Source organism: Streptomyces sp. bgisy027 (genome assembly GCF_057710365.1).
In genome coordinates, this window is record NZ_JBYIVZ010000034.1 from 26,092 (window position 1) to 50,837 (window position 24,746).

General features: G+C 73.5%; 23 protein-coding genes. 10 read left to right on the plus strand and 13 right to left on the minus strand.

Features of this window, described 5'->3' with window-relative positions; genetic code table 11:
- Nucleotides 1–65: 65 nt before the first annotated feature.
- The 3 genes from AC3ETA_RS30380 (at nt 66) to AC3ETA_RS30390 (ending at nt 5,694) form a co-directional block, all read left to right on the plus strand.
- On the plus strand, nt 66–1,475 hold the full coding sequence (locus AC3ETA_RS30380; RefSeq protein WP_432196087.1) for an SWIM zinc finger family protein: 1,410 nt from the start codon (nt 66–68) through the stop codon (nt 1,473–1,475).
- On the plus strand, nt 1,472–4,132 hold the full coding sequence (locus AC3ETA_RS30385) for a DUF7824 domain-containing protein (protein ID WP_432196088.1): 2,661 nt from the start codon (nt 1,472–1,474) through the stop codon (nt 4,130–4,132). Before AC3ETA_RS30380 ends, AC3ETA_RS30385 begins: the two co-directional genes overlap by 4 nt.
- 179 nt (nt 4,133–4,311) lie before the next feature.
- A complete protein-coding gene (locus tag AC3ETA_RS30390; RefSeq protein WP_432196160.1) occupies nt 4,312–5,694 on the plus strand; it encodes a GNAT family N-acetyltransferase in 1,383 nt (460 codons plus the stop codon).
- Nucleotides 5,695–5,706: 12 nt separating this feature from the next.
- Here the strand turns inward: AC3ETA_RS30390 and AC3ETA_RS30395 are convergent, their stop codons facing one another.
- Nucleotides 5,707–6,936, minus strand: coding sequence for a trans-sulfuration enzyme family protein (locus AC3ETA_RS30395; RefSeq protein ID WP_432196089.1), 1,230 nt, complete (start codon nt 6,934–6,936; stop codon nt 5,707–5,709).
- A gap of 60 nt (nt 6,937–6,996) precedes the next feature.
- Here AC3ETA_RS30395 and AC3ETA_RS30400 point away from each other — a divergent pair, with 60 nt between their 5' ends.
- Both AC3ETA_RS30400 and AC3ETA_RS30405 read left to right on the plus strand, forming a co-directional pair.
- On the plus strand, nt 6,997–7,503 hold the full coding sequence (locus AC3ETA_RS30400; RefSeq protein WP_107912126.1) for an Lrp/AsnC family transcriptional regulator: 507 nt from the start codon (nt 6,997–6,999) through the stop codon (nt 7,501–7,503).
- A gap of 64 nt (nt 7,504–7,567) precedes the next feature.
- Nucleotides 7,568–9,256, plus strand: coding sequence for a DUF885 domain-containing protein (locus tag AC3ETA_RS30405; RefSeq protein WP_432196090.1), 1,689 nt, complete (start codon nt 7,568–7,570; stop codon nt 9,254–9,256).
- 45 nt (nt 9,257–9,301) lie between these two features.
- Here AC3ETA_RS30405 and AC3ETA_RS30410 read toward each other — a convergent pair whose 3' ends face one another.
- The 3 genes from AC3ETA_RS30410 to AC3ETA_RS30420 form a co-directional block, all read right to left on the minus strand.
- Nucleotides 9,302–10,135 carry an SDR family oxidoreductase gene (locus AC3ETA_RS30410; RefSeq protein ID WP_432196091.1) on the minus strand — a complete coding sequence of 278 codons (834 nt, stop codon included), beginning with the start codon at nt 10,133–10,135 and terminating at the stop codon, nt 9,302–9,304.
- Between the two features lie 70 nt (nt 10,136–10,205).
- Nucleotides 10,206–10,721: an immunity 21 family protein gene (locus AC3ETA_RS30415; RefSeq protein WP_107912129.1), complete on the minus strand. Its 516-nt coding sequence runs from the start codon at nt 10,719–10,721 to the stop codon at nt 10,206–10,208.
- A 57-nt stretch (nt 10,722–10,778) separates the two neighbouring features.
- Nucleotides 10,779–11,261, minus strand: a complete 483-nt coding sequence (locus AC3ETA_RS30420; RefSeq protein WP_432196092.1) for a rhodanese-like domain-containing protein — start codon at nt 11,259–11,261, stop codon at nt 10,779–10,781.
- Between the two features lie 94 nt (nt 11,262–11,355).
- Between AC3ETA_RS30420 and AC3ETA_RS30425 the strand changes: the two genes are divergently transcribed.
- Nucleotides 11,356–11,802: an Lrp/AsnC family transcriptional regulator gene (locus AC3ETA_RS30425; RefSeq protein ID WP_432196093.1), complete on the plus strand. Its 447-nt coding sequence runs from the start codon at nt 11,356–11,358 to the stop codon at nt 11,800–11,802.
- Here AC3ETA_RS30425 and AC3ETA_RS30430 read toward each other — a convergent pair.
- From AC3ETA_RS30430 to AC3ETA_RS30450, 5 genes are all read right to left on the minus strand, one after another.
- Nucleotides 11,796–14,828 (minus strand): AAA family ATPase, encoded by a 3,033-nt coding sequence (locus tag AC3ETA_RS30430; protein ID WP_432196094.1) that lies wholly within the window; start codon nt 14,826–14,828, stop codon nt 11,796–11,798. The two genes, AC3ETA_RS30425 and AC3ETA_RS30430, sit on opposite strands and share 7 nt — an antisense overlap.
- On the minus strand, nt 14,825–15,988 hold the full coding sequence (locus AC3ETA_RS30435; RefSeq protein WP_432196095.1) for an exonuclease SbcCD subunit D: 1,164 nt from the start codon (nt 15,986–15,988) through the stop codon (nt 14,825–14,827). The genes AC3ETA_RS30430 and AC3ETA_RS30435 overlap by 4 nt, the downstream gene beginning before the upstream one ends.
- Nucleotides 15,989–16,117: 129 nt before the next feature.
- The gene (locus AC3ETA_RS30440) at nt 16,118–16,744 is read right to left on the minus strand and encodes a YigZ family protein (RefSeq protein ID WP_432196096.1); all 627 of its coding nucleotides are present in this window, start codon (nt 16,742–16,744) and stop codon (nt 16,118–16,120) included.
- A 74-nt stretch (nt 16,745–16,818) separates the two neighbouring features.
- Nucleotides 16,819–17,361, minus strand: coding sequence for a SixA phosphatase family protein (locus AC3ETA_RS30445; protein ID WP_432196097.1), 543 nt, complete (start codon nt 17,359–17,361; stop codon nt 16,819–16,821).
- On the minus strand, nt 17,358–18,077 hold the full coding sequence (locus AC3ETA_RS30450) for a hypothetical protein (protein WP_432196098.1): 720 nt from the start codon (nt 18,075–18,077) through the stop codon (nt 17,358–17,360). Before AC3ETA_RS30450 ends, AC3ETA_RS30445 begins: the two co-directional genes overlap by 4 nt.
- A 329-nt stretch (nt 18,078–18,406) precedes the next feature.
- Here AC3ETA_RS30450 and AC3ETA_RS30455 point away from each other — a divergent pair, with 329 nt between their 5' ends.
- A complete protein-coding gene (locus tag AC3ETA_RS30455; protein ID WP_432196161.1) occupies nt 18,407–18,814 on the plus strand; it encodes a CoA-binding protein in 408 nt (135 codons plus the stop codon).
- A 125-nt stretch (nt 18,815–18,939) separates the two neighbouring features.
- Entirely contained in the window at nt 18,940–20,163 is a 1,224-nt protein-coding gene (locus tag AC3ETA_RS30460; protein WP_432196099.1) for a 4-hydroxybenzoate 3-monooxygenase, read from the plus strand.
- A 37-nt stretch (nt 20,164–20,200) separates the two neighbouring features.
- Here AC3ETA_RS30460 and AC3ETA_RS30465 read toward each other — a convergent pair whose 3' ends face one another.
- Nucleotides 20,201–20,560 (minus strand): ArsR/SmtB family transcription factor, encoded by a 360-nt coding sequence (locus AC3ETA_RS30465; RefSeq protein WP_432196100.1) that lies wholly within the window; start codon nt 20,558–20,560, stop codon nt 20,201–20,203.
- A gap of 61 nt (nt 20,561–20,621) precedes the next feature.
- Between AC3ETA_RS30465 and AC3ETA_RS30470 the strand changes: the two genes are divergently transcribed.
- A complete protein-coding gene (locus AC3ETA_RS30470; protein WP_432196101.1) occupies nt 20,622–21,743 on the plus strand; it encodes a cation diffusion facilitator family transporter in 1,122 nt (373 codons plus the stop codon).
- Between the two features lie 5 nt (nt 21,744–21,748).
- On the opposite strand, the gene AC3ETA_RS30475 is transcribed toward AC3ETA_RS30470, so the two are convergent.
- A complete protein-coding gene (locus tag AC3ETA_RS30475; protein WP_432196102.1) occupies nt 21,749–22,309 on the minus strand; it encodes a YbaK/EbsC family protein in 561 nt (186 codons plus the stop codon).
- Between the two features lie 43 nt (nt 22,310–22,352).
- On the minus strand, nt 22,353–22,925 hold the full coding sequence (locus AC3ETA_RS30480) for a helix-turn-helix domain-containing protein (protein WP_126904063.1): 573 nt from the start codon (nt 22,923–22,925) through the stop codon (nt 22,353–22,355).
- 106 nt (nt 22,926–23,031) lie between these two features.
- On the opposite strand from AC3ETA_RS30480, the gene AC3ETA_RS30485 reads away from it, so the two are divergent.
- Entirely contained in the window at nt 23,032–23,889 is an 858-nt protein-coding gene (locus AC3ETA_RS30485) for an EamA family transporter (protein ID WP_432196103.1), read from the plus strand.
- Here AC3ETA_RS30485 and AC3ETA_RS30490 read toward each other — a convergent pair whose 3' ends face one another.
- Nucleotides 23,890–24,708, minus strand: coding sequence for an acyltransferase (locus AC3ETA_RS30490; protein WP_432196104.1), 819 nt, complete (start codon nt 24,706–24,708; stop codon nt 23,890–23,892).
- Between the last annotated feature and the right edge of the window lie 38 nt (nt 24,709–24,746).

Consider the following 24,746-nt stretch of genomic DNA (forward strand, 5'->3'; position numbering starts at 1 on the left):
GCCCGCCGGACAGGCGTTTTCGCAGGTCAAGGCCGATTGTCAGTGGCCGCCTCTACGGTTTTTCCATGACGCGATCTTTGCAGGCCGTGGCCTATCGGCGACCTTCCGTGCTGGAGTCCGCAGCGGGCGGACAACTGCTCGGTCTTGAGACCTCCCGGGGTGCGACACCCACGGGAGTGAAGGACCATCCGCAGTTCTTCGCAGGCTTTCTGACATCCCCTCAGGTGGCTTCGGCGGCGCTGCTGGCGGTGGCCGACGTGGCGGCGGCCCGGTACTACCAGCAGCAGCTGCGGGCCTCCCTCGACCCGGTGGTGACGGGCAACGGCGACCGGCTGCGCTTCGAGTCGTTCTCCGGGTGCTGCGGGGTGTATGCCCGTCTGGACGTGCTGGAGCCGGGCCTGGACGGCGGCGCGGTGGGGCACGGCACGACGAACGTCGACGTCAACAACCCGCTGCGCGAGGCCCTGTCCAGGATCGGCTCGGACGATCCGCTGCATCTGCGGGTGGGCCCCGAGGAGCTGGCGGTGACCACACTGGACGGGCCCGTCGTGGAGAAGAAGGTGCCGCTCCCGGACCGCTGGCTGCGGGGCTTCGCCGAGGCGCAGGTGACATCGGCCGGCTTCGATCTGCGGGCCGAGCTGCCGGCGGCCGACGCGGTGCGGTTCCTGCGGGCGCTGCCGCGGGGCGGGGCGCGCGCCGCCTCGGCCGGCCCGCGGTGGGTGGTGCCGTCGGGGAAGGCGCTGCGGCCGACGACGCGGGCGGTGCCCGGCGCGGTGTGCCTGCCGGGCCCGGAGCGGCTGGTCGCGCTCCAGCGGGTGCTGCGGCATGCCACGGCCCTGCGGGTGTACGGTCCCGCGGTCGCCGGCGGCGCGGCCGCCACCGCGAGTGCGTGGGAGGTGGTCCTGCCCGGCATGCGGCTGACGCTGACGCTGTCCCCCGACGCCTCGCGCGGCTTCTCCGGTGAGGGCGGCGTCCTCGACGCGCTCGCCACCGACGAGGCCGCCGAGGACGCGGAGCTGATCTCGGTGCTCCTCGCGTGGGAGCCCCGCGTCGACGTCGCCGACCTGGCGTCGGCCTCGGGGCTCACGCCCGAGCGGGTCCGGGCGGCGCTGGTCCGTCTCGGCACGTCGGGCCGGGTCGGGTACGACACGGCGGAGGCGGCCTACTTCCACCGGGAGCTGCCGTACGACGCCGAGCGGGTGGAGCGCCACAACCCCCGGCTGCGCTCGGCGCGGGCGCTGGTGGCGGCGGGCGCGGTCGCGCTGGACGGCGCGCTGGGGACGGTGACGGCCGAGGACGGTCATGTGCACCGGGTGCGTGACGAGGCGGGGGTGCTCAGCTGCAGCTGTCTGTGGTGGGCGAAGTACCGGGGCGGGCGCGGGCCGTGCAAGCACGCGCTGGCGGTACGGATGGTGCGGCGGGGCGACGTCGCGACGGAGCGGGACCTGGCACGAGTCGAGGCGGATGCACGATGACTTCACTGATGGACGCGGTGCGGGCGGGGCGTACAGCCGAGGTGGTGAGCCTCCTGGACGGGATGACGGACGCCGAACGGCGGGCGTTCTTCCCGGAGTTGAGGGCTCTGCGCAAGGAGCTGAGGGCGGACCAGTGGACCTCCGAGGCCCGCCGCGCCTACCCCGCGCTGCATGCCGCGGGGGCCGCCTGCCAGACCGGCGCGGCCGGTGTGGCGAGCTGGCTGGCCGCGGCCGACATGAGCTGGTGGCCGGCGTCGCCGGGTGTGCTGATCGACGTCCTGGGCGACCGGGCGCCGGCCTGGCTCGGCGACGTGGCGCACCGGATCGCGCAGCGCCCGCCGACCGCGCGGGTGCCGTACGAGCTGATGGCGGGGCTGGTCCGGCTCTCCGGCTGCCCGGTTCCGACGACGGAGGCCTACGTCCACGGCTGGGTGGAGTACATCGGCCATGTCCGGCAGCGCGGCGACACGGTCCTGGCCAGGCTGCGCAAGGACCCGCACCTCACCCGGCTCGCGGCGGCGCTCTTCGAGACGAACGACATCGGCGGCCGTCTGGCCTGGACCGCCGGCGAGGGCCCGAACAGCTGGAACGAGGCGATCGCCCGGCTCACCGCCGAGGGCGTGCTGGACCGGAAGGCGACCGTGGACGCGTGTCTGGCCCGGCTGCTGCGAGGCGGTCCGGCCGCCGACCACCGGGTGTTCCTGCGCATGCTCCAGGCACTCGACCTGACCCGCGAGGAGCAGCGTGAGCACATCGCCGACTGGCTGGCGCTGGCCGCCGACGCCGCCTCCGTCGTGGCGGCGCACGCGCAGTCGGTGCTCGCGTCGCTGGCCTTGGACGGTGAGGTGGCGGCGCGTCCGCTGGCCGAGGTGTCGGGCGCCGTGCTGTTCCGCACCGAGAAGAAGCTCGTGCGCGCCCAGCTGGTTCTGCTCGGCAAGGTGATCACCCGCGATCCGGGCACCGCCGGGGAACTGCTGCCCGCCGTGGCCCAGGCCTTCGGGCACCAGGACTCGGAGGTGCAGGAGCGGGCGCTCAAGCTCGTGGAGCGGCACGTCAAGAAGGCCGGCACCGCCGAGGTGCGGGAGGAACTCGCGCTCGCCGCACACCAGTTGATCCCCACGCTCCGCAAGCGGGCGGCCCAGAGCCTGGGTGGCTCCCCCATGCTCCTGGAGCCGGTGGCCTACGAGGAGGTGCTGCCGCCCGCGCCGGAGCCGGTGTGGCTGGCGCCCGCGCCCGAGTCGGCGGCGGAAGTCGCAGAGGAGGTCGGGGCGTTGCTGGTCTCCGGTGGCGACGTCGCGGCGTTCGAGCGGGCGCTGGACGGGCTGGTGCGTCATGCGTACGGCGCCCCGGACGCGCTGCTGGAGGCCCTGGAGCCCGTCATCGCACAGCGCTGGTGGGCGGAGCCGGAACCGCGGAACGCGTCGACGGCGGACGACTACTTCACCCGGTACCACGGTCTGGTCAACCCGGGCCAGGGCCTTGAGCTCCTGCTGGCGACCCTGCGGGGGAAGGTGCGCACCGACACCCTCCAGCACGCCCTCCAGCACGGGACCGCCACCGGCGAGTGCGGTCACAGCCCGCTCACCCGCGCCTTCGAGACCCGCCTCTGGGAGGTGGCGTACCGGATCCGCACCGAGCCGTTGCCTTTCCTGCTGTCCACGCCCACGTGGGGCACGGGACTGCTGGCGCCGGACGAGCTGGTGGCACGTCTCGCCGAGTACCGGCGGCTCGGGGCGCGGGTGTCGGCGGCCGACTTCGCGCAGTCGCTGCTGCGGGTGCGGTGCGCCGAGCGTGTGGAGGCCGAGGCGGCGGCGGAGCGTGCCGCGGCGCTCGGCACGGCCGAGGGGACGCGTCTCGCCGAGTGGCTGCGCGCCGGGGGTTGCGGGGCGCCGGTGTTCCGGCGGCGGACATCGGGCAACCGCATACTCGTCGAGGCCGGCGAGATCGCCGGGCTCCAGGCGGACCTCCCGCCCGGGATGCGCCCGTTGGGGCAGGCCGTGAGCGTCTTCGCGAACCGCTGGCACTGCTACCACTGGAGCGAGGGCATGCGGCCGCACTGGCTCGCCGTGCTGCCGGAACAGCGCGAGCTGGTGGCGGTCAGGATGGTGGACGATCTCTCGACGGTCGCCATCGACGACTCACGGGGCGAGGCGGCGATACTTCCCCAGCTCGCCGAGTCGGACGGCGCCGCGGGTGAGGCGGTGCACCTGTGCGTGGCGTACGGGCTCGGCGCCCGGCATCCGGAGGACCGGCTGGCCGCCGTGGACGCGCTGTTGGTGCTGGCGGCGCGGGGGCAGCTCGACGCGGACCGGCTGGGCGCGGATCTGGGGCAGTTGGTGCGGCGGGGCGCGGTGAAGCCGTCGCGGCTGGTGGAGTCGGTGCGGACGGCGGCTGCCACGGGCGCGAGCGCCACCGTGTGGTCGGTGCTCCGGCACACGCTGCCGATCCTGCTCGCGGACCTCGCGACCGCTGAGACGGCCGCTCCGGCACGCGGGCTGGCGGATCTCCTGTCCGTTGCCGCTGAATGCGCGGAGCGGACAGGGGCACGCGAAGAACTCCCGCATCTGGCGGGGACGGCGGAGCGCCGTGGTTCGTCGCGGCTCGTGGCTCAGGCCCGGCGGCTGCACAGCGCGCTGGCCGAGGGCATGGCCGCCTGACAGGGCGGGCCGTCGTGGGGACCGTCGCATCCCGCACAGTTGAATAAGCCACAAAACCGTCATAGCGGCTCTTTACCGCCCGGTCACAATACGTTCGTGATCACGCAACACCGTTCCTTCACAGTGGGTGTATGAGTCGAGACATATCTGATGTGACACGTGCGAAACACGGACGTCCGGTGCACCACTGGCGGCGGAACGCCGTCGAACTCGCCGCCGTCCTGACGGCGGTGGCGGTGGCCGAGGCAGCCGCGAACCGCGACGGTTTCGGACCCGACGGACCGGTGCTGCTCGCCGCGGCGGCCCTGCTGGTCGCCGGCGCGGGCCTGCGCGCATGGCGGTCACACCGCCACGGTCACGCACCCCCGCCGAGCGATACCGATGCCCGGCCGAGCTCCGAGGAGCGGGCCGGGCCGCCGGAACAGGCGCGGGAGACGGCCGCGCCGGTGGCCCGGGAAGGGGCGCTGTGGCGGATGCGGACCACGGTGAAGGACGAACCGGGTTCGCTGGCCGCACTGTGCGCGGCGCTCGCCGGACTGCGGGTCGACATCCTCAGCCTCCAGACGCATCCGCTGGCCGAGGGCACGGTGGACGAGTTCCTGCTCCGCGCGCCCGGCCCCCTCGCCGCGGACGAGATCAGCGACGCGGTCTCGACGGCCGGCGGTACCGGCACGTGGATCGAGCGGGCCGACGCCCACGACCTGGTGGACGCGCCGACCCGGGTGCTGGGCCTGGCCACGCGCACCGCCCTGGACGCGGCGGAACTGCCGCTGGCGTTGCGGCAGCTGCTGGGCCGGTGCACGATCCGGTCGCTGCCCGCGGTGCCCGCCGTGGGCAGTCGGCGACCGGAGCCGGTACCGGTGGAAGGGGCTCTGGAGGACACCGTGATGCGCCTGCGGGCGCCGGAAGGCGGAGTGATCACTGTGGAGCGGCCGTATCTGCCGTTCACGCCGACCGAGTTCGCGCGGGCGCGGGCACTGGTGGAACTGGACGCCCGGCTCGGTCCGCGCGTGCCGCGCAGCCAGGACGTGCTGACGCTGCCCAAGGGCAGCGACATCACCGTGCGCCGGGCGGACACCGGTGATCTGGAGGCCGCGAAGGAGATGCACGAGCGGTGCTCGGCGCGCACGCTCGGGATGCGGTACCACGGCCCCATAGGGAATGCGGACCGCTATCTGAACCACCTGCTGAGCCCCCGCTTCGGCCGCACCCTTGCCGTGGGGACGGTGTCGGGGCGCATCGTCGGCCTCGGCCACCTGCTGTGGGACGGTGACGAGACGGAGGTCGCGCTGCTCGTCGAGGACGCGTGGCAGCGGTGCGGCATCGGCACGGAGCTGCTCCGCAGGTTGGTCTCGATGGCGATCGAGGCCGGGTGCGCGAGCATGTACGCGGTGACGCAGGCCTCCAACACCGGGATGGTCGCCGCGATGCGCGGCCTGGGCCTCCCCCTCGACTATCAGATCGAGGAGGGGACCCTGGTCATCACGGCTCGGCTGGACGGCCCCCGGGAGGAGCCGGTCGCGGAGCGGCTCACGAGCGGGGGTGAGTGGGGGAAGGCCTGAGCCCCTTGAGGGTCAGTGTCCGACGGCGGCTGCGGGCGCGCCGTGGCCGGCCGTGGCCCCGTGGGCCCGCTCCAGCGCGGCGTCCAGGTCCGCCCACAGGTCCTCCACGTCCTCCAGGCCCACCGACATCCGCAGCAACCGGTCGCTGACCCCGGCGCCACGGCGGTCGTCGGCGTCCACGATGCGGTGACTGATGGACGCCGGGTGCTGGATGAGGGTGTCGACGCTGCCGAGGCTGACGGCGGGGGTGATCAGACCGACGCCGGCGATGACCTCGTGCGGGTCGCCGTGCACCTCGAAGGCGATCATGGCGCCGCCGATGCGCGGATAGTGGACCCTGGCCACCCGCGGGTCGGCGGCGAGGCGGCCGGCGAGTTCGGCGGCGGTCGCCGACGCGGCCCGCACCCGGACGGGGAGCGTCGACAGGCCGCGCAGCAGCAGATAGCCGGCCAGCGGATGCAGGACGCCGCCCGTGGCGAACCGCACCTGCCGCAGCCGGCCTGCGAACTCCTCGTCGCAGGCCACCACGCCCGCCATCACGTCGCCGTGCCCGCCGAGGTACTTGGTGGCGCTGTGCAGCACGAGCCGGGCGCCCTGTTCGGCGGGGCGCTGGAGCACAGGAGTGGCGAAGGTGTTGTCCGCGAGCAGCGGCACGGAGCCACAGGCGTGGGCCACGGCCCGCAGGTCCAGCTCGGCGAGCGTCGGGTTCGCCGGCGACTCCACCATCACCAGGCCGGTGTCCGGGCGCAGCGCCTCCTCGATGCCGGCCGGGTCGGTCCAGGTCACCTCGGAGCCCAGCAGCCCGGCGGTGAGCAGATGGTCGCTGCACCCGTACAGCGGGCGTACGGCGACGACATGGCGCAGGCCCATCGAGGCCCGTACGAGAAGCACCGCGCTCAGCGCCGCCATCCCGCTGGCGAAGGCGACCGCGGCCTCGGTGCCCTCCAGCCGGGCCAGGGCGGTCTCGAAGCGGGCGACGGTCGGGTTGCCCAGGCGGCCGTAGACGGGCGGTCCGTCCGGTTCGGCGCCGGTGGTGGCGAAGGCGTCGATGCGGGCGGCCTCGCCACGGCTGTCGTACGAGGGGTAGGTGGTCGACAGGTCGATCGGCGGGGCGTGCAGGCCCTGCCGGGCGAGGTCGTCACGGCCGGCGTGCACGGCCTCGGTGGCGAGTGCTCTCGGTGCGATGCGTGCTTCGTCGTACCCGGGCATGCGGTCGTACGCCTCCCTGATCGCTGGGTCCATGGCCGGAAGAGTGAACACTGACCGGGATCAGGTGTGCGAATCCCGTGTTACGTTCGGCCAATGGCCGAATCTGTCGTACTGGATCCGGTCGATCTGCACCTGTTGCGGCTGTTGCAGAACGACGCCCGGACCACCTATCGCGATCTCGCCGCCCAGGTCGGGGTCGCGCCGTCGACGTGTCTGGACCGGGTGACGCGGCTGCGCCGCTCCGGCGTGATTCTCGGCCACCGGCTCAGGCTGGACCCGGCCAAGCTGGGCCGGGGGCTTCAGGCGCTGCTGTCGGTGCAGGTCAGACCGCATCGGCGGGAGCTGGTGGGGCCGTTCGTGGAGAGGATCCGGGCACTGCCGGAGTCGTTGACCGTCTTCCATCTCACCGGGCCGGACGACTATCTGGTCCACGTCGCGGTGGCGGACATGGCCGATCTTCAGCGGTTGGTGCTGGACGAGTTCACCTCCCGGCGGGAGGTGGCGCGCGTCGAGACGCGGCTGATCTTCCAGGAGTGGGACTGCGGGCCCCTGCTGCCGACCGACGCGCCGGGAAACACGCCCTCAGCGAAATCGGGCTGACTCGGTGCAAGGGCCGGTGAAACCGGGCTGACGCGGCAGCGGTCGCCGTATGAGGATGGACCGCATGTCTGAGACCAGCAGCCCGCTTCCCCGCGAGGTCGCCGACGCGTATGTCGACGAACTCATCGCCCTCGACCCGGTCACCGGTACGTATCTCGGCGTGAAGGAGAGCTCGGGAAAGCTCCCCGATCTCTCACCCGCGGGCCAGGAGGCGCTCGCGCAGCTCGGGCGGGACACGCTCGCCCGGCTCGACGAGGCCGAACGCCGGCCCGGGGCGGACAGTGACATCGAGCGCCGGTGCGCACGCCTGCTGCGCGAGCGGCTGACCGCCGAACTGGCCGTGCACGACGCCGAGGAGGGCCTGCGCGCGGTCGGCAACATGGCGACGCCCGCGCACTCGGTGCGGGAGATCTTCACGGTCACGCCCACCGGGACCGACGAGGACTGGGCGGCGATCGCCGAGCGGCTGCGCGCGGTGCCGACCGCGTACGCGGGCTACCGCGAGGCCCTCGAACTGGGCCTGGAGCGCAAGCTGTACGCGGCTCCGCGCCCGACCGCCACCTTCGTCGAGCAGCTCGCCGAGTGGTCGGACACGGGTGAGGGGCGCGGCTGGTTCGAGGACTTCGCCTCGGCCGGTCCCGAGGCCCTGCGCGCCGAGCTGGACGAGGCCGCCCGCACCGCCACGGCGGCCGTGGTGGAGCTGCGCGACTGGATGCGCGACGTGTACACGCCGGCGATCGAGGGTGCCGCGAACACGGTGGGCCGGGAGCGCTACGCCCGCTGGGCGCGCTACTTCAACGGCATCGACCTGGACCTGGACGAGGCGTACGCGTACGGCTGGGCCGAGTACCACCGTCTGCTCGGCGAGATGAAGAAGGAGGCCGAGAAGGTTCTCCCGGGTGCCGCGACGCCGTGGGTGGCACTGGCGCACCTCGACGAGCACGGCAAGCACATCGAGGGTGTCGACGAGGTCCGTGACTGGCTCCAGGGCCTGATGGACGAGGCGATCGAGAAGCTGGACGGCACGCACTTCGAGCTCGCCGAGCCGGTGCGGAAGGTGGAGTCGTGCATCGCGCCGCCCGGCGGCGCGGCGGCCCCGTACTACACCGCCCCCTCGGAGGACTTCTCGCGCCCCGGCCGCACCTGGCTGCCGACGATGGGCCAGACCCGGTTCCCGGTCTACGACCTGGTCTCGACCTGGTACCACGAGGGTGTGCCGGGCCATCACCTCCAGCTCGCGCAGTGGACGTACGTCGCCAGGAACCTCTCCCGCTACCAGGCCACCATCGGCGGGGTCAGCGCCAACGCCGAGGGCTGGGCCCTGTACGCGGAGCGGCTCATGGACGAGCTCGGCTTCCTGACCGACCCGGAGCACCGGCTCGGTTACCTCGACGCGCAGATGATGCGGGCGGCCCGGGTCATCGTCGACATCGGCATGCACCTGGAGCTGGAGATCCCGGCGGACTCCCCCTTCCACCCGGGCGAGCGCTGGACTCCGGAGCTGGCGCAGGAGTTCTTCGGGTCGCACAGCAGCCGTCCGGCGGACTTCGTGGAGAGCGAGCTGACCCGCTATCTGACGATCCCGGGCCAGGCCATCGGCTACAAGCTCGGCGAGCGGGCCTGGCTGCTGGGCCGGGAGAAGGCGCGCGAGCGGCACGGCGACGCCTTCGACCTCAAGGCGTGGCACATGGCGGCCCTGTCGCAGGGGTCGCTGGGTCTGGACGACCTGGTGGACGAGCTGTCCGCGCTCTGAGGGACCGACGGGGCGCGGTCCGGCTCGTCGTGCTCCGCGCTCCGGTCAGCGCCGGAATCCGCCTTCGGAGTCGATGACCTGACCGGTGATCCAGCCCGCCTCGTCCGTCGTCAGCCAGGCGATGAGGCGGGCGGGGTCGTCGGGCATGCCCCAGCGGCCGGAGGGGAACCGCGCCGCCACGGCCTCGTACGCCTCGCCGGTCAGGTAGTCCGTGTCCACGGGCCCGGGGTTGACGGTGTTCACGGTGATGCCCTGCTCGACGAGCGTGCTCGAGAAGGAACGCGTGACGGAGGCGAGGGCGCCCTTCTGGAGGGCGTAGGCGATCTCGCCGGGCATACCGCCGGCGATGTCCTGGCCGGAGGTCATCATCACCACGCGGCCGCCGGGCCCGGCCGGCCTCAGCCGGGCATGGGCCTGCACCAGCAGCAGCACGGCCCGTGTGTCGACCGCCCAGTGCGTGTCGAGCATGGCGGCGTCGATCTCGTCGAGGGTGCCGTCGGAGCCGCTGACCGCGTGGTTGGCGATCAGGATGTCGAGCCGTCCGCCCAGCGCCGCGGTCGCCGTGGCGATCAGCGCGGCGGGCGCGGCCGGGTCGGAGAGGTCACCGGGCCCTGCGAGGACCTGCGCCTCGGGGTCGCCGAGCGCCTCGCGCACGGAGGCGACGACCTCCCCGGGCCGGTCGGCTCCCCACGGCATGGCGTCGTCGTGCGGCACGTGGTGATGCAGATAGACGCTCGCGCCGTACGCGGCGAGCCGCCGGGCCACGGCATGGCCGATGCCGGCGCGTCTGCTTGCCCCCGTGACCAGAGCGGTCCGGCCACGCAGGGGCAGGGGGGCGCGGCGCAGGGCTTCGGGTGCGGGGTGCGGCAATCGCGGCATGGCAGATCATGATGGTGAACGGCCGGTTCCGGCGCACCCGGTTATCGCGACCGCGCCGCCGCCCCGCGGGTCAGTTCGGCAGCCGGCGGAGCTGGACGAGCCCGAGCCAGGTCTCGGGGCCGGGCTGCACCTGGGCGGCACGGACCGCGTACGCGCCCGGCTCCAGGGCCACCCGCAGATGCTCGGTGCGTTCCGTGTCCCGTCCCGGCCAGGCCGAGTCGAACAGCACCACCGTCCCGGGGACCTTCCAGCGCACCTCGTGGCCCCAGTCGGCGATGGCCAGCGCTGCCGGGACCCGGGCGAGCAGCTCCGCCTCCGAGTCGGCCGCGCACCACCGTACGAAGGTGCCGTGGTCGGGCAGATAGGAGGTCGAGGCGGGCTCGTCACCGAAGACCAGCGCCGCGCTGTCGCCCACGGGCAGCAGTCCGACGAACCCGTCGACCTCGCAGGCCCGGTCGTAGTCCGAGGCCGTCTCGTCGCCGTCGGCACCCGCCCAGAACGGCAGCACCGTCTCCGGTACGGCTATCAGGGGGCCGCCGCCCGACTCGATCCACTCCACCGTGCCCGGCTCCGCGTATCTCACCATGGCAGCAGAACCTACACGCACAGCGGCCCCACCAGTCCACAGTATCCAACTGGCGTCTCAGCAGCCGCAGTTGTCCGCGTCGACCGGCGCCGTCAACGGGTCGGGCACACGGCTCTCGCATCCCTGCCACGTCTCGAACTCGAAGCCCTCACGCGCCCAGTACTCGAACCCGCCGAGCATCTCCTTGACCCGGTAGCCGAGTTCCGCGAGGGCGAGGGCGGCCCGGGTCGCGCCGTTGCAGCCGGGGCCCCAGCAGTACGTCACCACGGGCACGGACTTGTCGAGGAGCTGTTCGGCCCGCTCCGGGATGAGGGCGGTCGGCAGGTGGATCGCGCCCGGGATGTGGCCCTGGTCCCACGACTCGGTGGACCGTGAGTCCACGACGACGAACCCGGGATCACCGGCCGCGAGCGCGGCGGCGACGTCGGACACGTCGGTGTGGAAGGCGAGGCTCGCCCGGAAGTGAGCGGCGGCCTCGGCGGGCGAGGCGGGCGCGACACGCAGGACGGGGTCGGCGGCAGTGGCGGTGGGGTTCGTCATGCCCACAAAACTATGGCCGATGGCCGCGCCCCTGAAGTGGAAATCCCCCGCCCTCCCCTTGATCCGCCGGTGATTCCCCTGCAGTCTCTCACCCATGACCGCGTTTACCCCGGACGCCACCGACTGGCGCATCCTCGACGTCCTCCAGCGCGAGGGCCGCGCCAGCTTCGCCGAGCTGGCCCGTGCCGTGTCCATGTCCCCGAGTGCGGTGACGGAGCGAGTACGGCGGCTGGAGGAGGCGGGCGTCATCCAGGGCTACGCCGCCGTGGTCGACCCCGACCGGCTCGGCCTGCCGATCCTGGCCTTCGTGCGCCTGCGCTACCCGAACGGCAACTACAAGCCCTTTCACGACCTGGTCGCCACCACGCCCGAGATCCTCGAGGCCCACCATGTCACGGGCGACGACTGCTTCGTCATCAAGGTCGCGGCCCGCTCGATGCGCCACCTGGAGGAGATCTCCGGCAAGATCGGCACCCTGGGCTCGGTCACGACGAGCGTCGTGTACTCCTCACCACTGCCCCGCCGCCCGCTCGGTCAGTGACCTCGCTGCCGCAGCACCGACCCCGATCTCCCCTTCACGACCTCCAGCTGCGCGTGGATCCGCCGCCGCAGATCGGCGACATGGCTGACGATCCCGACGCTGCGGTCGCGCTCGCGCAGTGAGTCGAGGACGTCGAGGACCTCGTCGAGGGTCTGGTCGTCGAGGCTGCCGAAGCCCTCGTCGATGAAGAGGGTGTCGAGGCGGACGCCGCCGGCCTCGTCGGTGACGACATCCGCGAGGCCGAGGGCGAGGGCGAGGGAGGCGAAGAAGGTCTCGCCGCCGGACAGGGTCGCCGTGTCGCGCTCGCGGCCGGTCCAGGAGTCGACGACGTGCAGCCCGAGGCCGCTGCGGCCGCGGCCGGTGCGGCCGTCGGAGTGGACGAGGGTGTAGCGGCCGGACGACATGCGTTGCAACCGTACGCTCGCGGCGGCGGCGACCTGCTCCAGGCGGGCCGCCAGCACGTACGACTCCAGGCGCATCTTGCGTTCGTTGTCCGCCGAGGTGCCCGCGGTGAGCGCGGAGAGTCGGGCCACCCGGTCGTACTCCGTGCGCAGCGGGGCGAGTTGGCGTACGGCGGTGGCCGCGCGGGCGGAGAGCCGGTCGAGGTCGGCGCAGCGGCGGGCGGCCTCGTCGCGCCGGGAGGCGGCGTCGCGGGTGCGCCGGACGCCGGCCGAGGCGGCGTTCTCGGCGGTCATGAGGTCGGCGGGCGGCTGCCGGGCGGCGTTCGCCGTGTCGGCCTCGGCGAGCACCGCGCGTACGGCTGCGTCCTCGGACTGCCAGGCGTCCAGGCGTCGTTGCAGGTCGCGGTGAGCGGCGTCGTCGAGGAGCGCGGCGGCCGCGGCCTGCGGGGTGTCGAAGCCCGCGCGGAAGGCGGCGTCGGCGAGGCGGGCGTCGGCGGCCTTGAGGCGCTGGGCGGTGTCCTCGGCGGCGCGCGCGGTGTCGGCAGCCTCGGTGAGCAGGGCGACCTGGCGCTCCAGTTGCGTGGCGCGCGCGGCGACGCTGTCGGCGCTACCGCGCGCTTCGGCCAACTCCGTTTCCAGGGCGGCCTTCTCGCGGTCCAGCCGCTCGCGGTGGCCGACCCGGGCGGCGGCCCGGACCTCCGCCTGCCGGTGGGCTGCGGTGCGCCGCTCGTGTTCCGCCTCGGCCCGCCGCAGCTCCTCGTGGGCGGAGTGCAGCACGGAGGCGTCCCTGCGGGCCTTCGTGTACTGCTGCTCCAACGCGTCGGCCTCTTGAGCGAGTCGACTTGTCGGCATGTCGCCGGCCTCCGCGGTGGCCGCGGCCAGGGCTTCCCGTACGACGCCCAGGCGCCGTTCGGCCTCCGCGTGCCGTTCCTCCGCCTGCTGGTGGGCGGCCTGTGCGCGCTCCTCCGCCTCCCGGTCGACGTGGCCGGCGTCCTTGCGGGCCGGTGCGGGGTGGTCGACGGCCCCGCAGACGGCGCAGGGTTCGCCGTCCTGGAGCTGCGCGGCGAGTTCGGCGGCGATGCCGTTCAGGCGCTGTTCCTTGATGTCCAGCCAGTGCGCCTTGGCCGTGAGCGCCTGCTCCTGGGTGTCGGCCGCGTCCCGGGCGGCCGTGTCCGTGTCCGCGGCCAGCTGGTCGCGCATCCGCGCGGCGGCGAGCCGCTGCCGCGCGGGCTCGCGCCGGACGGCCAGCTGGTCGGCGCGGTTCGCGGCGTCCTGCGCGGACTCGATGCGCGTCTGAAGCCCGCCCCGGGTCTCCTCCCACCCGGCGAGCCAGGACTCCGCGTCCAGCCGTACGTCGTCGTCGGCCCGCTCCTGGCGGTCCAACTGCGTGCGCTCGTCGATGAGTTCGCCCAGCCGGCGTTCGCCGCGGCGGGCCGATTCGAGTCCGCCCAGCTCCTCGGCGACTCGGCGCGCGGCGGCGGCGAGCCCGGCGGCACCGGCTTCGGCCGGCGAGCCTGCCTCTGCGCCACCGCCCGGCAGAACGTCTCCGAAGGTTCCCGGCAGCAGCGCCCGCGCGCGTGAGTGTGCCGTGGCCGCCTGACGGTGCTCAGCGTCGGCCGCCTCCCGCAGCTCCAGTGCGGGTGCCACCGTCTCGGCCTTGCGGGACCGCTCCATGCGCGCCTGCGCCTCGTGGTACGCGTCGGCCCGCTCGTCGAGCAGCCGGGCCCGCTCCCGCGCCTCGGCGAACCTGCGCTGCAACCGGGCCACTTCGCGTGCGTCACCCAGGGCGCGGTCGGCGGCGGCCTGGGCGGACTCGGCGGCCAGGAGACCGCAGTGGGCGACGGTGAGCTGCTCACGGGCGGTGCTGCGGGCGACGGCGGCCGCTGCCAGCACGGCCTCGGCGAGGCCCGGTTCGCCGGGCGTGAGGTCGGGCAGCCGCATCGCGTCTCCGGCCGCCTGCTGCATGCGGTGCGCGTCGGCCAGCAGTGCCGCGTCGCCCTCGCGGACCTGCGCCTCGGCGGCCCGCCGGCGCTCGGCGAGGCGCTTTTCGACCTCGGCGAAGCGGTGCGTGTCGAAGAGGCGGCCGAGCAGCTTGCCGCGGGCCTCGGCGTCGGCGCGCAGGAAGCGGGCGAAGTCGCCCTGGGGCAGCAGCACGACCTGGCAGAACTGCTCGCGGCTCATGCCGAGCAGCTGGGTGATCTCCTCGCCGATCTCCTGGTGCGAGCGGCTGAGGTCCTTCCAGGTCCCGGCCTGTGCGTCGTACTCGCGCAGCCAGGTCTGGGCCTTGTCGAGCGTGGTGCCCGAGCCGCGCTTCTTCGGGCGCTCCCAGGGCGGCTGCCGGGTGACCTCCAACCGGCGTCCGGCGACGGTCAGTTCGAGGCGGACCTCGGTGCGGGTGCCGGCCGCGGCGTGGTCGCTGCGCAGGGTCGTGCCCTGGCCGCTCTGCCGGGCGCCCGGCACGGAGCCGTAGAGCGCGTAGCAGACGGCGTCCAGGACGGAGGTCTTGCCGGCGCCGGTGGGGCCGTGGAGCAGGAACAGGCCGGCCAGCGACAGCGCGTCGAAGTCGACGGTCTGGGAGCCGCCGAAGGGGCCGAACGCCGTCATGTCGAGGCGGTGCAGCCTCATCGCGCCACCTCCCGTACGGTCTCGTCGGCCCGCACCGCGTCGAACGCGTCACGCAGGACACCCTGTTCGTGCTCGTCGGGTCCGGCACCGCGCACATGGGCCACGAAGTCCTCCGCGATCTCCTGGTCGCTGCGGTCCGCGAGCCGCTGGGCGTAGGACACGTCGGGGTCCTCCGGCGCCCGCTCGGGGGCGAAGGCGAGGCTGAGCGTGTGCGGGAAGCGTTCCGCGAGGCGGGCCATGGGGTCCGCCGGGCGCACCGCGTCCGTGAGCGTCGCCTCGACCCACGCCTCCTCGTGCCGGGCGAGCCCGGGATCGGCGAGCAGTACCTCCAGCGTCCCGCGGATCCTGGCCAGCGAGCGCGGCACCGGGCAGTCGACGCGCTCGGCCGTGACCGCACCGTCGGCGTCCAGGTCGACGAGCCACATGCTCTTGCGGTGGTCGGCCTCCGAGAAGGAGTACGGCAGCGGCGAGCCGGAGTAGCGGACGCGTTCGGTGATGGTCTGGCAGCCGTGCAGATGGCCCAGCGCCGCGTAGTCGACGCCGTCGAAGACTCCGGCGGGTACCGCCGCGACTCCACCCACGGTGATGTCGCGCTCGCTGTCGCTGGCCTCGCCTCCGGTGACGAAGGCATGCGCGAGAACGACCGACCGGGTACCCCGCCCGCGCGAGGCGAGGTCGGCGCGCACACGGTCCATGGCGGCGGCGAGGACCGCCTCGTGTCCGGGCTTCTCGACGCCGAACTCGTCCTTCACCAGGGCGGGTTCGAGATAGGGCAGGCCGTAGAAGGCCACGTCGCCGAAGTCGTCCCGGAGCACGACCGGTGTGCCGCACGCCGACGCGTCGGTCCGCAGATGGATGCCCGCGCGCCCGATCAGCCCGGCGCCCACGCCGAGCCGGCGGGCCGAGTCGTGGTTGCCGGAGATCATCACCGTCGGCACACCGAGGTCGGCGAGCCGGTGCAGGGCGTCGTCGAACAGCTCGACCGCGGCGAGCGGCGGCACCGCCCGGTCGTACACGTCTCCCGACACGACCACCGCGTCGACGCCGCGCTCACGCACGGTCGTGACGAGGTGGCCGATGAATCCGGCCTGGGCGCCGAGCATGTTGACCCGGTGGAACGCCCTGCCGAGATGCCAGTCGGAAGTGTGCAGCAGTCTCATGATCCCCGAGACTAACGGCCGGGTCTGACAGCACGGACGGTTACTCCCGTATCGCCCCGTCATGAACGTTCCTGCACCCACCTGCCCAGGGCGCGGACTTGACCAACTATGCCCTGCTTGCCCGATACGTCACGCGTCCCCGTACGCCTCTCCCCCGAGCTCGAACCCGGCCGACCCCGCCGTCACGTCCGCGAGCCAGGCCCGGAACGCCTCCACGTCGGCGTCCGGCAGGCCGATCTCGATGGTGACCTCCTCCGCGTAGCGCACCTCCCGCACCTCGCGCCCGGTCGACCGCAGATCGTTCTCCACCTTGCCGGCGCGCTGGTGGTCGACGGTGACGGTGGCCAGCCGGAAGCGGCGCCGGGTGATCGTGCCGAGCGCGTCCAGCGCCTCACCGACCGCTCCGCCGTAGGCCCGGATCAGTCCGCCCGCGCCGAGCTTGACGCCGCCGTAGTAGCGGGTGACGACGGCGACGACGTACCGCATGTCGCGGCGCAGCAGCATCTGCAGCATGGGGACGCCGGCCGTGCCGCCCGGTTCGCCGTCGTCGCTCGCCTTCTGGACGGCGGCGTCGGCGCCGATGACGTAGGCCCAGCAGTTGTGGGTGGCGTCCGCGTGCTCCTTGCGGACGGCGGCGAGGAAGTCCTGGGCCTCCTGTTCGGTGGCCGCCGGGGCGAGCGCACAGAGGAAGCGTGAGCGGTTGACCTCGGTCTCGTGCACGCCCGCGTGGGCGACTGTGCGGTACTCGTCCTCCATCCGGCCAGCCTATGCGCAGGGTCCCCGGCCGCCCGCGCGGGAGGTGCGGGCACACGCGCGTGCCCGCCGCCGGCTCACTCCTTCTTGCCGCGCGGCACCATCACGCCCGTCAGCAGCGCCGTGCCGGGGGCGAGGGCCTGCCAGGTGGTGCCGTGCCAGGCGAGGACGGCGATCGCCGATGTGGGGAACTTCGTGCGGACCTCGTCGAGGGTGTCGTCGAGGCCGTCCCCGGCGAGTTCGAGGACGAGGTCCTCCAGGCCGGGGTTGTGCCCGATCAGGAGCAGGGTCCCGACCTCGGGCGGCGCCTCGTGCACGACCTCCAGGAGTTCGGAGACGTCGGCGGCGTACACGCGCGGGTCGTGGCGCACCGGTGGCGGTGTGCCCCATTGGGCGGAGGCCAGTTCCCAGGTCTGCCGGGTGCGCAGGGCGGTGGAGCACACGGCGAGGTCCGGCAGGCAGTCGGCGTCGGCGATCGTCCGGCCCGCGACGGGAGCGTCCCTTCGGCCGCGCGGGCCGAGGGGCCGTTCGTGGTCGGCGACACCGTCCGGCCAGGCCGACTTCGCGTGCCGCAGGACGACCAGGCGGCGCAACGGGCCCGCTCCGAAGTGTGCGGTCACGACGGGGCTCCCAGGTCGTGGGTGAGGTCGAGGCCGAGCAGGCGGTCGGCGTAGGCGTAGGTCTCGAACCGGGCACCGTCCGGCAGGTCGGGCGCGCTCTCCACCCAGCGCAGCACCCCGAGCACACCGGGCAGGTCGAGGTCGTCCTCCCACGCGGTGCGCAGCTCCGCGCGCACCTCGTCCGGGATGGGCCGCGACGGCTGCCGCGCCCAGCCCGCGACGGCCTGGCGCCAGCGCACCAGGGTGTCCTGGGCGTCGGCGAGAGCGGCCGCGTCGAGCTGTACGGGCACGCTTCTGCGCCGGGCGAGCAGCGCGAGACGCAGCGCGGCGGGCTCGGCGTCCCCGGAGGGCGCCTCCGAGTGCGCCGACGCGACGGCGACCCGTACGCCGTCCGGTTCCGCGCCGCCCTCCCGCACGACATGGATGACCTGAGCCTCGCCCAGGCCCGAGGCGGCGTCCCGGCCGTCCTCGAAGGGGCGGATGCCGAGCGCCGCGGCTCCGGTCCTGAGCTCCGCCTGCTCCTGCTCGGCGTCGAGCAGCGCCCAGACCGGGGTGCCGCCGAGCTCCAGGGCACGCACGAGGAGGTCCGCGGCCAGCAGTACCCGCAATGCGGTGATGTCGAAGCCTCCAGGGTGCGCCTCGATGCGGGTCAGGCCCCGGCGGGCGGGCGCGGCGTCGACGGGTTCGCCGGTTCGGGCGTCGATGATGCGCAGCACGGAGCGAGCGTAGGCGCACGCGCGGTCGAACGCAGCCACCCGGACCGCTTTGCGTGCAGCGTGGCGGGAGTCGGTCCGGTCGGGACTCCGCTGGTCGTCCCTGTCGTGCCCCGGCATCGCCACCCCCTGCGGTGCGCACTGCCGGAACGGTACTGCGCACCGGTCCGACCGGACAGCCGTCCCGCGAAGGCGCCCGCGATCACCGGTGCGTCGCGGGTGCCGGGAATCCTCGTGCCCCGTCGTCCGTTGTGGCTCACGAGAACGGACGGCCGCAAGCGGACGACCGGCAACAGACGACGACGCTTCGACGAAGCAGGAGGAGGCCCGTGGTGTACGGCGACGAGGCGGCGGTTCGCAAGATCCTCACCGGGCTGGGCGACACCTGGGCCATCGTGGGCCTGTCGTCGAACCAGCGACGTGCGGCCCACGGGGTCGCGGACGTACTCCAGCGGTACGGCAAACGCATCGTGCCGGTTCATCCGAAGGCGGAGACGGTCCACGGCGAGCAGGGCTACGCCACGCTTGCGGACATCCCGTTCGACGTGGACGTCGTCGACGTCTTCGTGAACAGCGATCTGGCGGGCGCGGTCGCCGACGAGGCGGTCGCCAAGGGCGCGAAGGCCGTGTGGTTCCAGCTGGACGTCATCGACGAGGCGGCCTACGACCGCACGCGCGCGGCGGGCCTGGAGATGGTCATGGACCGCTGCCCGGCGATCGAGATACCGCGCCTGGGCTAGCCGAGCCCGGCGCTCCACCCGCGCGGCGCCGCAACCCACCGCCACTGACGCGACACCGAACCTCCCGCCGCTCGCCCGGCTCCGGAGCCCTCCCCCGCCGGGTCGGCCGCCCGCATAATGCTCGGGTGACTTCCACCTCCCCCCACCACAACTCCAGCCCCGCGCAGCGCTTTCCGGTAGTCGTCGTGGGCGCCGGCCCGGCCGGTCTCACCATCGGCAGCATCCTGCGGGCGGCGTCGGTCGACTGTCTGGTCCTGGAGATCGAGACGCGCGAGTTCATCGAGCAGCGGCCGCGCGCCGGAGTGCTGGAGGAGGGGGCGGTGTGCGGACTCCAGCGGCGCGGCCTCGCCGACAACCTGCTGGCGCGTGCGCAGCGGCACACGGAGTGCGAGTTCCGGTTCGACGGGGAGCGCTACCGGCTCGGGTACGCCGAGCTGACGGGGGTTCACCACTGGGTCTATCCACAGCAGTTGCTGGTGACGGACCTGGTGCGCGAGTACGCGGACGTGCGGGGCGGCGCCATACGCTTCGGTGTCCGGGACGTGGAGCTGCACGACCTCGACACCGACCACCCTTCGGTGTCGTACATCTGCCCCGACACGGGTCAACGGCAGGTCGTGCACTGCGACTTCGTCGCCGGCTGCGACGGTGCGCGCGGCGTCACGCGAGCGGCGCTGCCCGCCGGTCGTGCCCACATCGCCCGCAGTGACTACGGCATCGGCTGGCTGGCGCTGCTCGCTCAGGCGCCGCCGTCCTCCGACTGCGTCCTGTTCGGCATGCACCCGCGCGGGTTCGCCGGCCATATGCCGCGCAGCGCCGATGTGACCCGCTACTACCTGGAGTGCCCGCCCGGCGACGACCCGGAGAACTGGTCGCAGGAACGGGTGTGGACGGAGCTGCAGCAGCGGCTCGGCGCGAACGGCGTACCGCCGCTGACCGAGGGGCGGCTGATCGAGAAGCGCGTCCTCGACATGCACAACTACGTCGTCGAGCCCATGGTGTTCGGCCGTCTCTTCCTGGCCGGAGACGCCGCCCATCTGACCGCGCCCATCGCCGCCAAGGGCATGAACCTCGCCCTGCACGACGCCTTCCTGCTCGGCGACGGCCTCGTCGCCCACCTCACGAAGGGCGACGGCACCGGCCTCGACGGCTATTCGACGGCCTGTCTGAACCGGGTGTGGGACTACCAGGAGTTCTCCCACTGGCTCTCCGAGGTCTACCACGGCACGTCGTCGGGCGACCCGTACCGCGCGGGCACCACGCTCGCCCGCCTCCGCCGCATCTTCGACTCCCCCACGGCCGCCAGGGCCTTCGCGGAGCAGTACCTGGGCAGGCACACGGAGGGCTGAGCACCGAAGAGAGCGGCAGTCCCGGGCGCCGCCCCGGTCAGTCGTGCAGCGGCCGGTCGCTGAGCCGGTGGTCGGCCACGTTCAGCGCCTCGTCGACCAGGCGGCGCAGATGGCCGTCGCCGAGGGAGTAGATCACCCGGCGCCCCTCCTTGCGCGTGTTCACCAGACCGGCGAGCCGTAGCCGCGCCAGGTGCTGGCTGACGGCCGGGCGCGCGGCGCCGCACGCCTCCGTGAGCGTCGTGACGTCGGCCTCGCCGGCCGTCAGGGCGTGCAGCAGCGCGAGGCGGGTGCGGTCGCCGAGCAGGGCGAGGAGTTCGGCGGCGAGCGCGAACTGTTCCTCGCCCGGAGTGCGCGGATGCGCATCGTGCGCAGATGATAGGTGCATGCGTGCGCTCATACGCACATAATGGCGTGGTGGGCGGTCCGCGTCCACTCCCGCGCACCGGAAGGGCACCCCCGTGAGCGACCGGCACGAGCACGAGCACCACCATGGGCACGCGCACGACGGGGAACACCTGCACGACCACCCTCACCAGACCCATCAGGCTCACCCCCCGCACGCCTCCCACACCCACCCCCATTCCCCCACCGGCGCCGGACTCCGCCACCGCCTGGCCCATCTCCTCAAGCCGCACTCCCACGAGACGGCCGACAAGCTCGACTCCGCCCTGGAGTCCTCGGCCCGTGGCATGCGGGCCCTGTGGGTGTCGCTGGCGGTGCTCGGTGCGACGGCGCTCGTGCAGGCGGTCGTGGTCGTCGCCTCCGGGTCGGTGGCGCTGCTCGGCGACACGGTGCACAACACGGCCGACGCGCTCACCGCCGTGCCACTGGGCATCGCCTTCGTATTGGGCCGGCGCGCGGCGACGCGCCGCTTCACCTACGGCTACGGGCGGGCCGAGGACCTCGCGGGCATCGCCATCGTCCTGACGATCGCCGCGTCCGCGGCCTTCGCGGCGTGGACGGCCCTCGACCGGCTGCTCGATCCGCGGCCCATGGCGCAGATCCCGGCGGTGGCCGTGGCGGCGCTCGTCGGGTTCGCGGGCAACGAATGGGTCGCTCGGTACCGGATCAGGGTGGGCCGGTCCATCGGCTCGGCGGCCCTGGTCGCGGACGGTCTGCACGCCCGTACGGACGGATTCACCTCACTGGCCGTCCTGTTGAGCGCCGCGGGGGCGGCACTGGGCTGGCAACTCGCGGACCCGATCGTGGGGTTGGCGATCACGGCCGGCATCGCGCTGGTGCTGAGGGACGCGGCGCGCGAGGTGTTCCGGCGCGTGATGGACGCCGTGGACCCGGCGTTGGTGGACACGGCCGAGCGGGCGCTGCGGGAGGTCGCGGGTGTGCGCGACGTGGGCGAGCTGCGGCTGCGCTGGATCGGGCACCGGCTGCGCGCCGAGGTGGCGGTCGTCGTGGACGGCGAGGCGACGGTGCGGGAGGCGCACGCCATCGCCGTCGAGGCCGAACACGCCCTGCTGCACGCCGTGCCGCGGCTCACGGCGGCCCTGGTGCACGCGGACCCGGCGCCGGTGCCGGGCGCGGCGGATCCGCATCTGGCCCTCGCGCACCACACGGCCGCCTGAGGCGATCAGACCGCGACGCCGAGCCCTTCCAGGACGACGGCACCGGGAATCTCGGCGAACGCCTTCCCCGGCACCAGCAGCTTGCCGCGCCGGCGCCCGCTGCCGACCAGGACGTAGGGCAGGTCGACGACGGCCGAGTCCACCAGCACGGGCCAGTCGCCGGGCAGTCCGAGCGGGGTGATGCCGCCGTACTCCATGCCGGTCTCGCCGGTCGCCGTGTCCATGGCGGCGAAGGACGCCTTGCGGGCGCCGAGTTGGCGGCGTACGACGCCGTTCACGTCGACCCGGGTGGTGGACAGCACGACGCAGGCGGCCAGCGTCGTCTCGCCACCGCGCTTGCCGGCGACGACCACGCAGTTCGCGGACTGTTCGAGCAGGTCCCGGCCGTAGTGCTCGACGAAGACGGCGGTGTCGGCCCACTGCGGATCGGTCTCGACGTAGACGATCTGGTCGGCGGGGACGCTGCCGGGCCACCGGCGTACGGCGTCGGCGACCGGACCGATCAGCTCGTCGAGGCAGTCCGGGGCGGGGGTGGCTTCGTCGAAGTGTCCGATGGGTGCGTCCATGCGCGCACGCTAACAGGACCGCCGAGGCCGTCGGGGCGATGTCTCAGCGGGCGGGCGGCACCGAGACGGCGAGCATCCATTCCGTGGGGACGTCGCCCTGATTGCCGTACGTGTGCGGGGCGTCGGCCTCGAAGGTGGCGCTCGCGCCGGCCGGTACGAGGTAGTCCGTGCCGTCGACGGTGAGCGTCAGTTCGCCCGCCGTGACGTGGACGATCTCGACGGTGCCGACGGGGTGCGGATCCGAGGTGCTGCTCTCGCCCGGCATCACCCGCCAGTGCCACATCTCCAGCGGGCCGGGCGCCTCGGTCCCGGCGAGGAGTCGGCTGTGGCTGCCCGCGTCGGTGTGCCACAGCCGTACCACCTGGTCGGCCGGGACGATCCGCACCTTGGGCCCCTGCTCGTAGTCGAGCAGGGTGGTGATGCTGACCCCGAGCGCGTCACCGATCTTGATCACGGTGCCGAGACTGGGGTTGGTGCGGGCCTGCTCGATCTGGATGAGCATGCCGCGGCTGACACCCGCCCGGGCGGCGAGCACGTCCAGCGTGAAGCCGCGCACCGCGCGCCAGTGTTTGACGTTGCGCGCCAGGGACTGGGTCAGCAGGTCGAGGTCCGACACATTCCGTCCAAGTTGCGGAGTCCAATATTCTGGATGACAGAGTTCACCCGACTGCACTACGGTGGGGTGCACCCGATCGTGCACCGAACTGTACTGCGAGGCCTCCGTGACAGCACTCTTCGCCCTGGCCACCAGCCTGCTGTGGGGCCTGGCCGACTTCGGCGGCGGACTGCTGACCCGGCGTACCCCGGCCCTGACGGTGGTGGTCGTCTCGCAGGCGATCGCGGCGGTGGTGCTCGGCGTGATCGTGGTGTTCACGGGCGCGTGGAGCGAGGCCGGCGACCGGCTGTGGTTCGCGGCCGCCGCCGGCGTGGTGGGCCCGATCGCCCTGATCTGCTTCTACAAGGCGCTCGCGCTCGGCCCGATGGGCGTGGTCTCCCCGCTCGGCACCGTGGGTGTGGCCGTCCCGGTCGGGGTCGGTCTCCTTCTCGGCGAGCGGCCGGGTCTCCTACAGGTCGCCGGCATCGCGGTCGCCGTGCTCGGGGTGGTGCTGGCGGGCGGCCCGCAGCTGCGGGGCGCGCCCGTGCAGCGGCAGGCGATCCTGCTCACGCTGGTCGCGGCCTTCGGCTTCGGCACGGTGTTCGCGCTGATCGCGGAGGCGTCGACCACCATCACCGGCCTGTTCCTGGCGCTCTTCGTCCAGCGCGTGGTGAACGTGGGCGCGGGCGGCCTGGCCCTGTACGCCTCCTCGCGGCGGGGCGTCGCCACCCTCCCCGAAGGGGGCTTCCCCTGGCGGTCGCTGCCGTCGCTGGGCTTCGTCGGTCTCGCCGACGTCGCGGCGAACGGCACCTATGTGGTCGCCGCACATCACGGCCCGGTGACCGTGGCCGCCGTACTCGCCTCGCTCTACCCGGTCGTGACCGCCCTGGCCGCACGCGGCATCCTGCGGGAGCGGCTGCGTGCGGTCCAGGCGGCGGGCGCCGGGCTCGCACTGGTCGGCACGCTGCTGCTGGCCACCGGCTGACTAGGACTCCGCGTCCACCTCGGCGAACCGGCCGGTCGCGCTCCCGCTCTGCCCCGCGACCTTCTCGTCAAGCTCCGCCAGCTTCGCCACCGTCTCCTCGTCCAGCTCGGCCAGCGCCTGGAGCTGCTCCGGGGTGACCCCGTCGGGTATCGGCTGCGGCGCCGGGGTGCGCAGCGGCGGCTGCCAGCCGTCGTCGGGCGTCCAGCGTCGTACGACCCGGGCGGGCGCCCCCGCGACGACGGCGTGGTCGGGGACGCTGCCCCGGACCACCGCGCCGGCCGCCACGACGACGTTCCGTCCGATCCTGGCACCCGGCAGGATCACGGCCCCGGTGCCGATCCAGCACCCGGGGCCGATCTCGACGGGCTCCATGCGCGGCCACTGCCTGCCGATGGGCTCGTGGGGATCGTCGTAGGAGTGGTTCGTGGAGGTGACGTAGACGTACGGCCCGAAGTAGCAGTCGCTGCCGATGGTGACCGTGGTGTCGGCGATGACATGGCTGCCGCGGCCCAGCACGACGCCGTTCCCGATGCGCAGGATCGGCTCGGGGCCGAGGTCGAGGTCGGGCATCAGCCCGGCCGTCAGGGTCACCTGTTCGCCGACGATGCAGTGGGAGCCGAGGTGGATCCAGGCTTCGCCGAAGACCGTCCCCAGCGGGAAGGCCAGTCGGGTGGCCTCGCCGATCGAGCCGAAGCGGAAGCGGCCGGGGTGCTCGGCCGTCACTGAGCCCGTGCGCTGCGCCCAGGCCCAGCCCGCGTGGACGGCGCGCTGCGCCAGCCGGCGTCGCCAGGATGAGAACGTGTTCTTGCGCTTGGGCACCGCCTCACCGTACTGAGCGCGCGGCGCCCTTATGACCT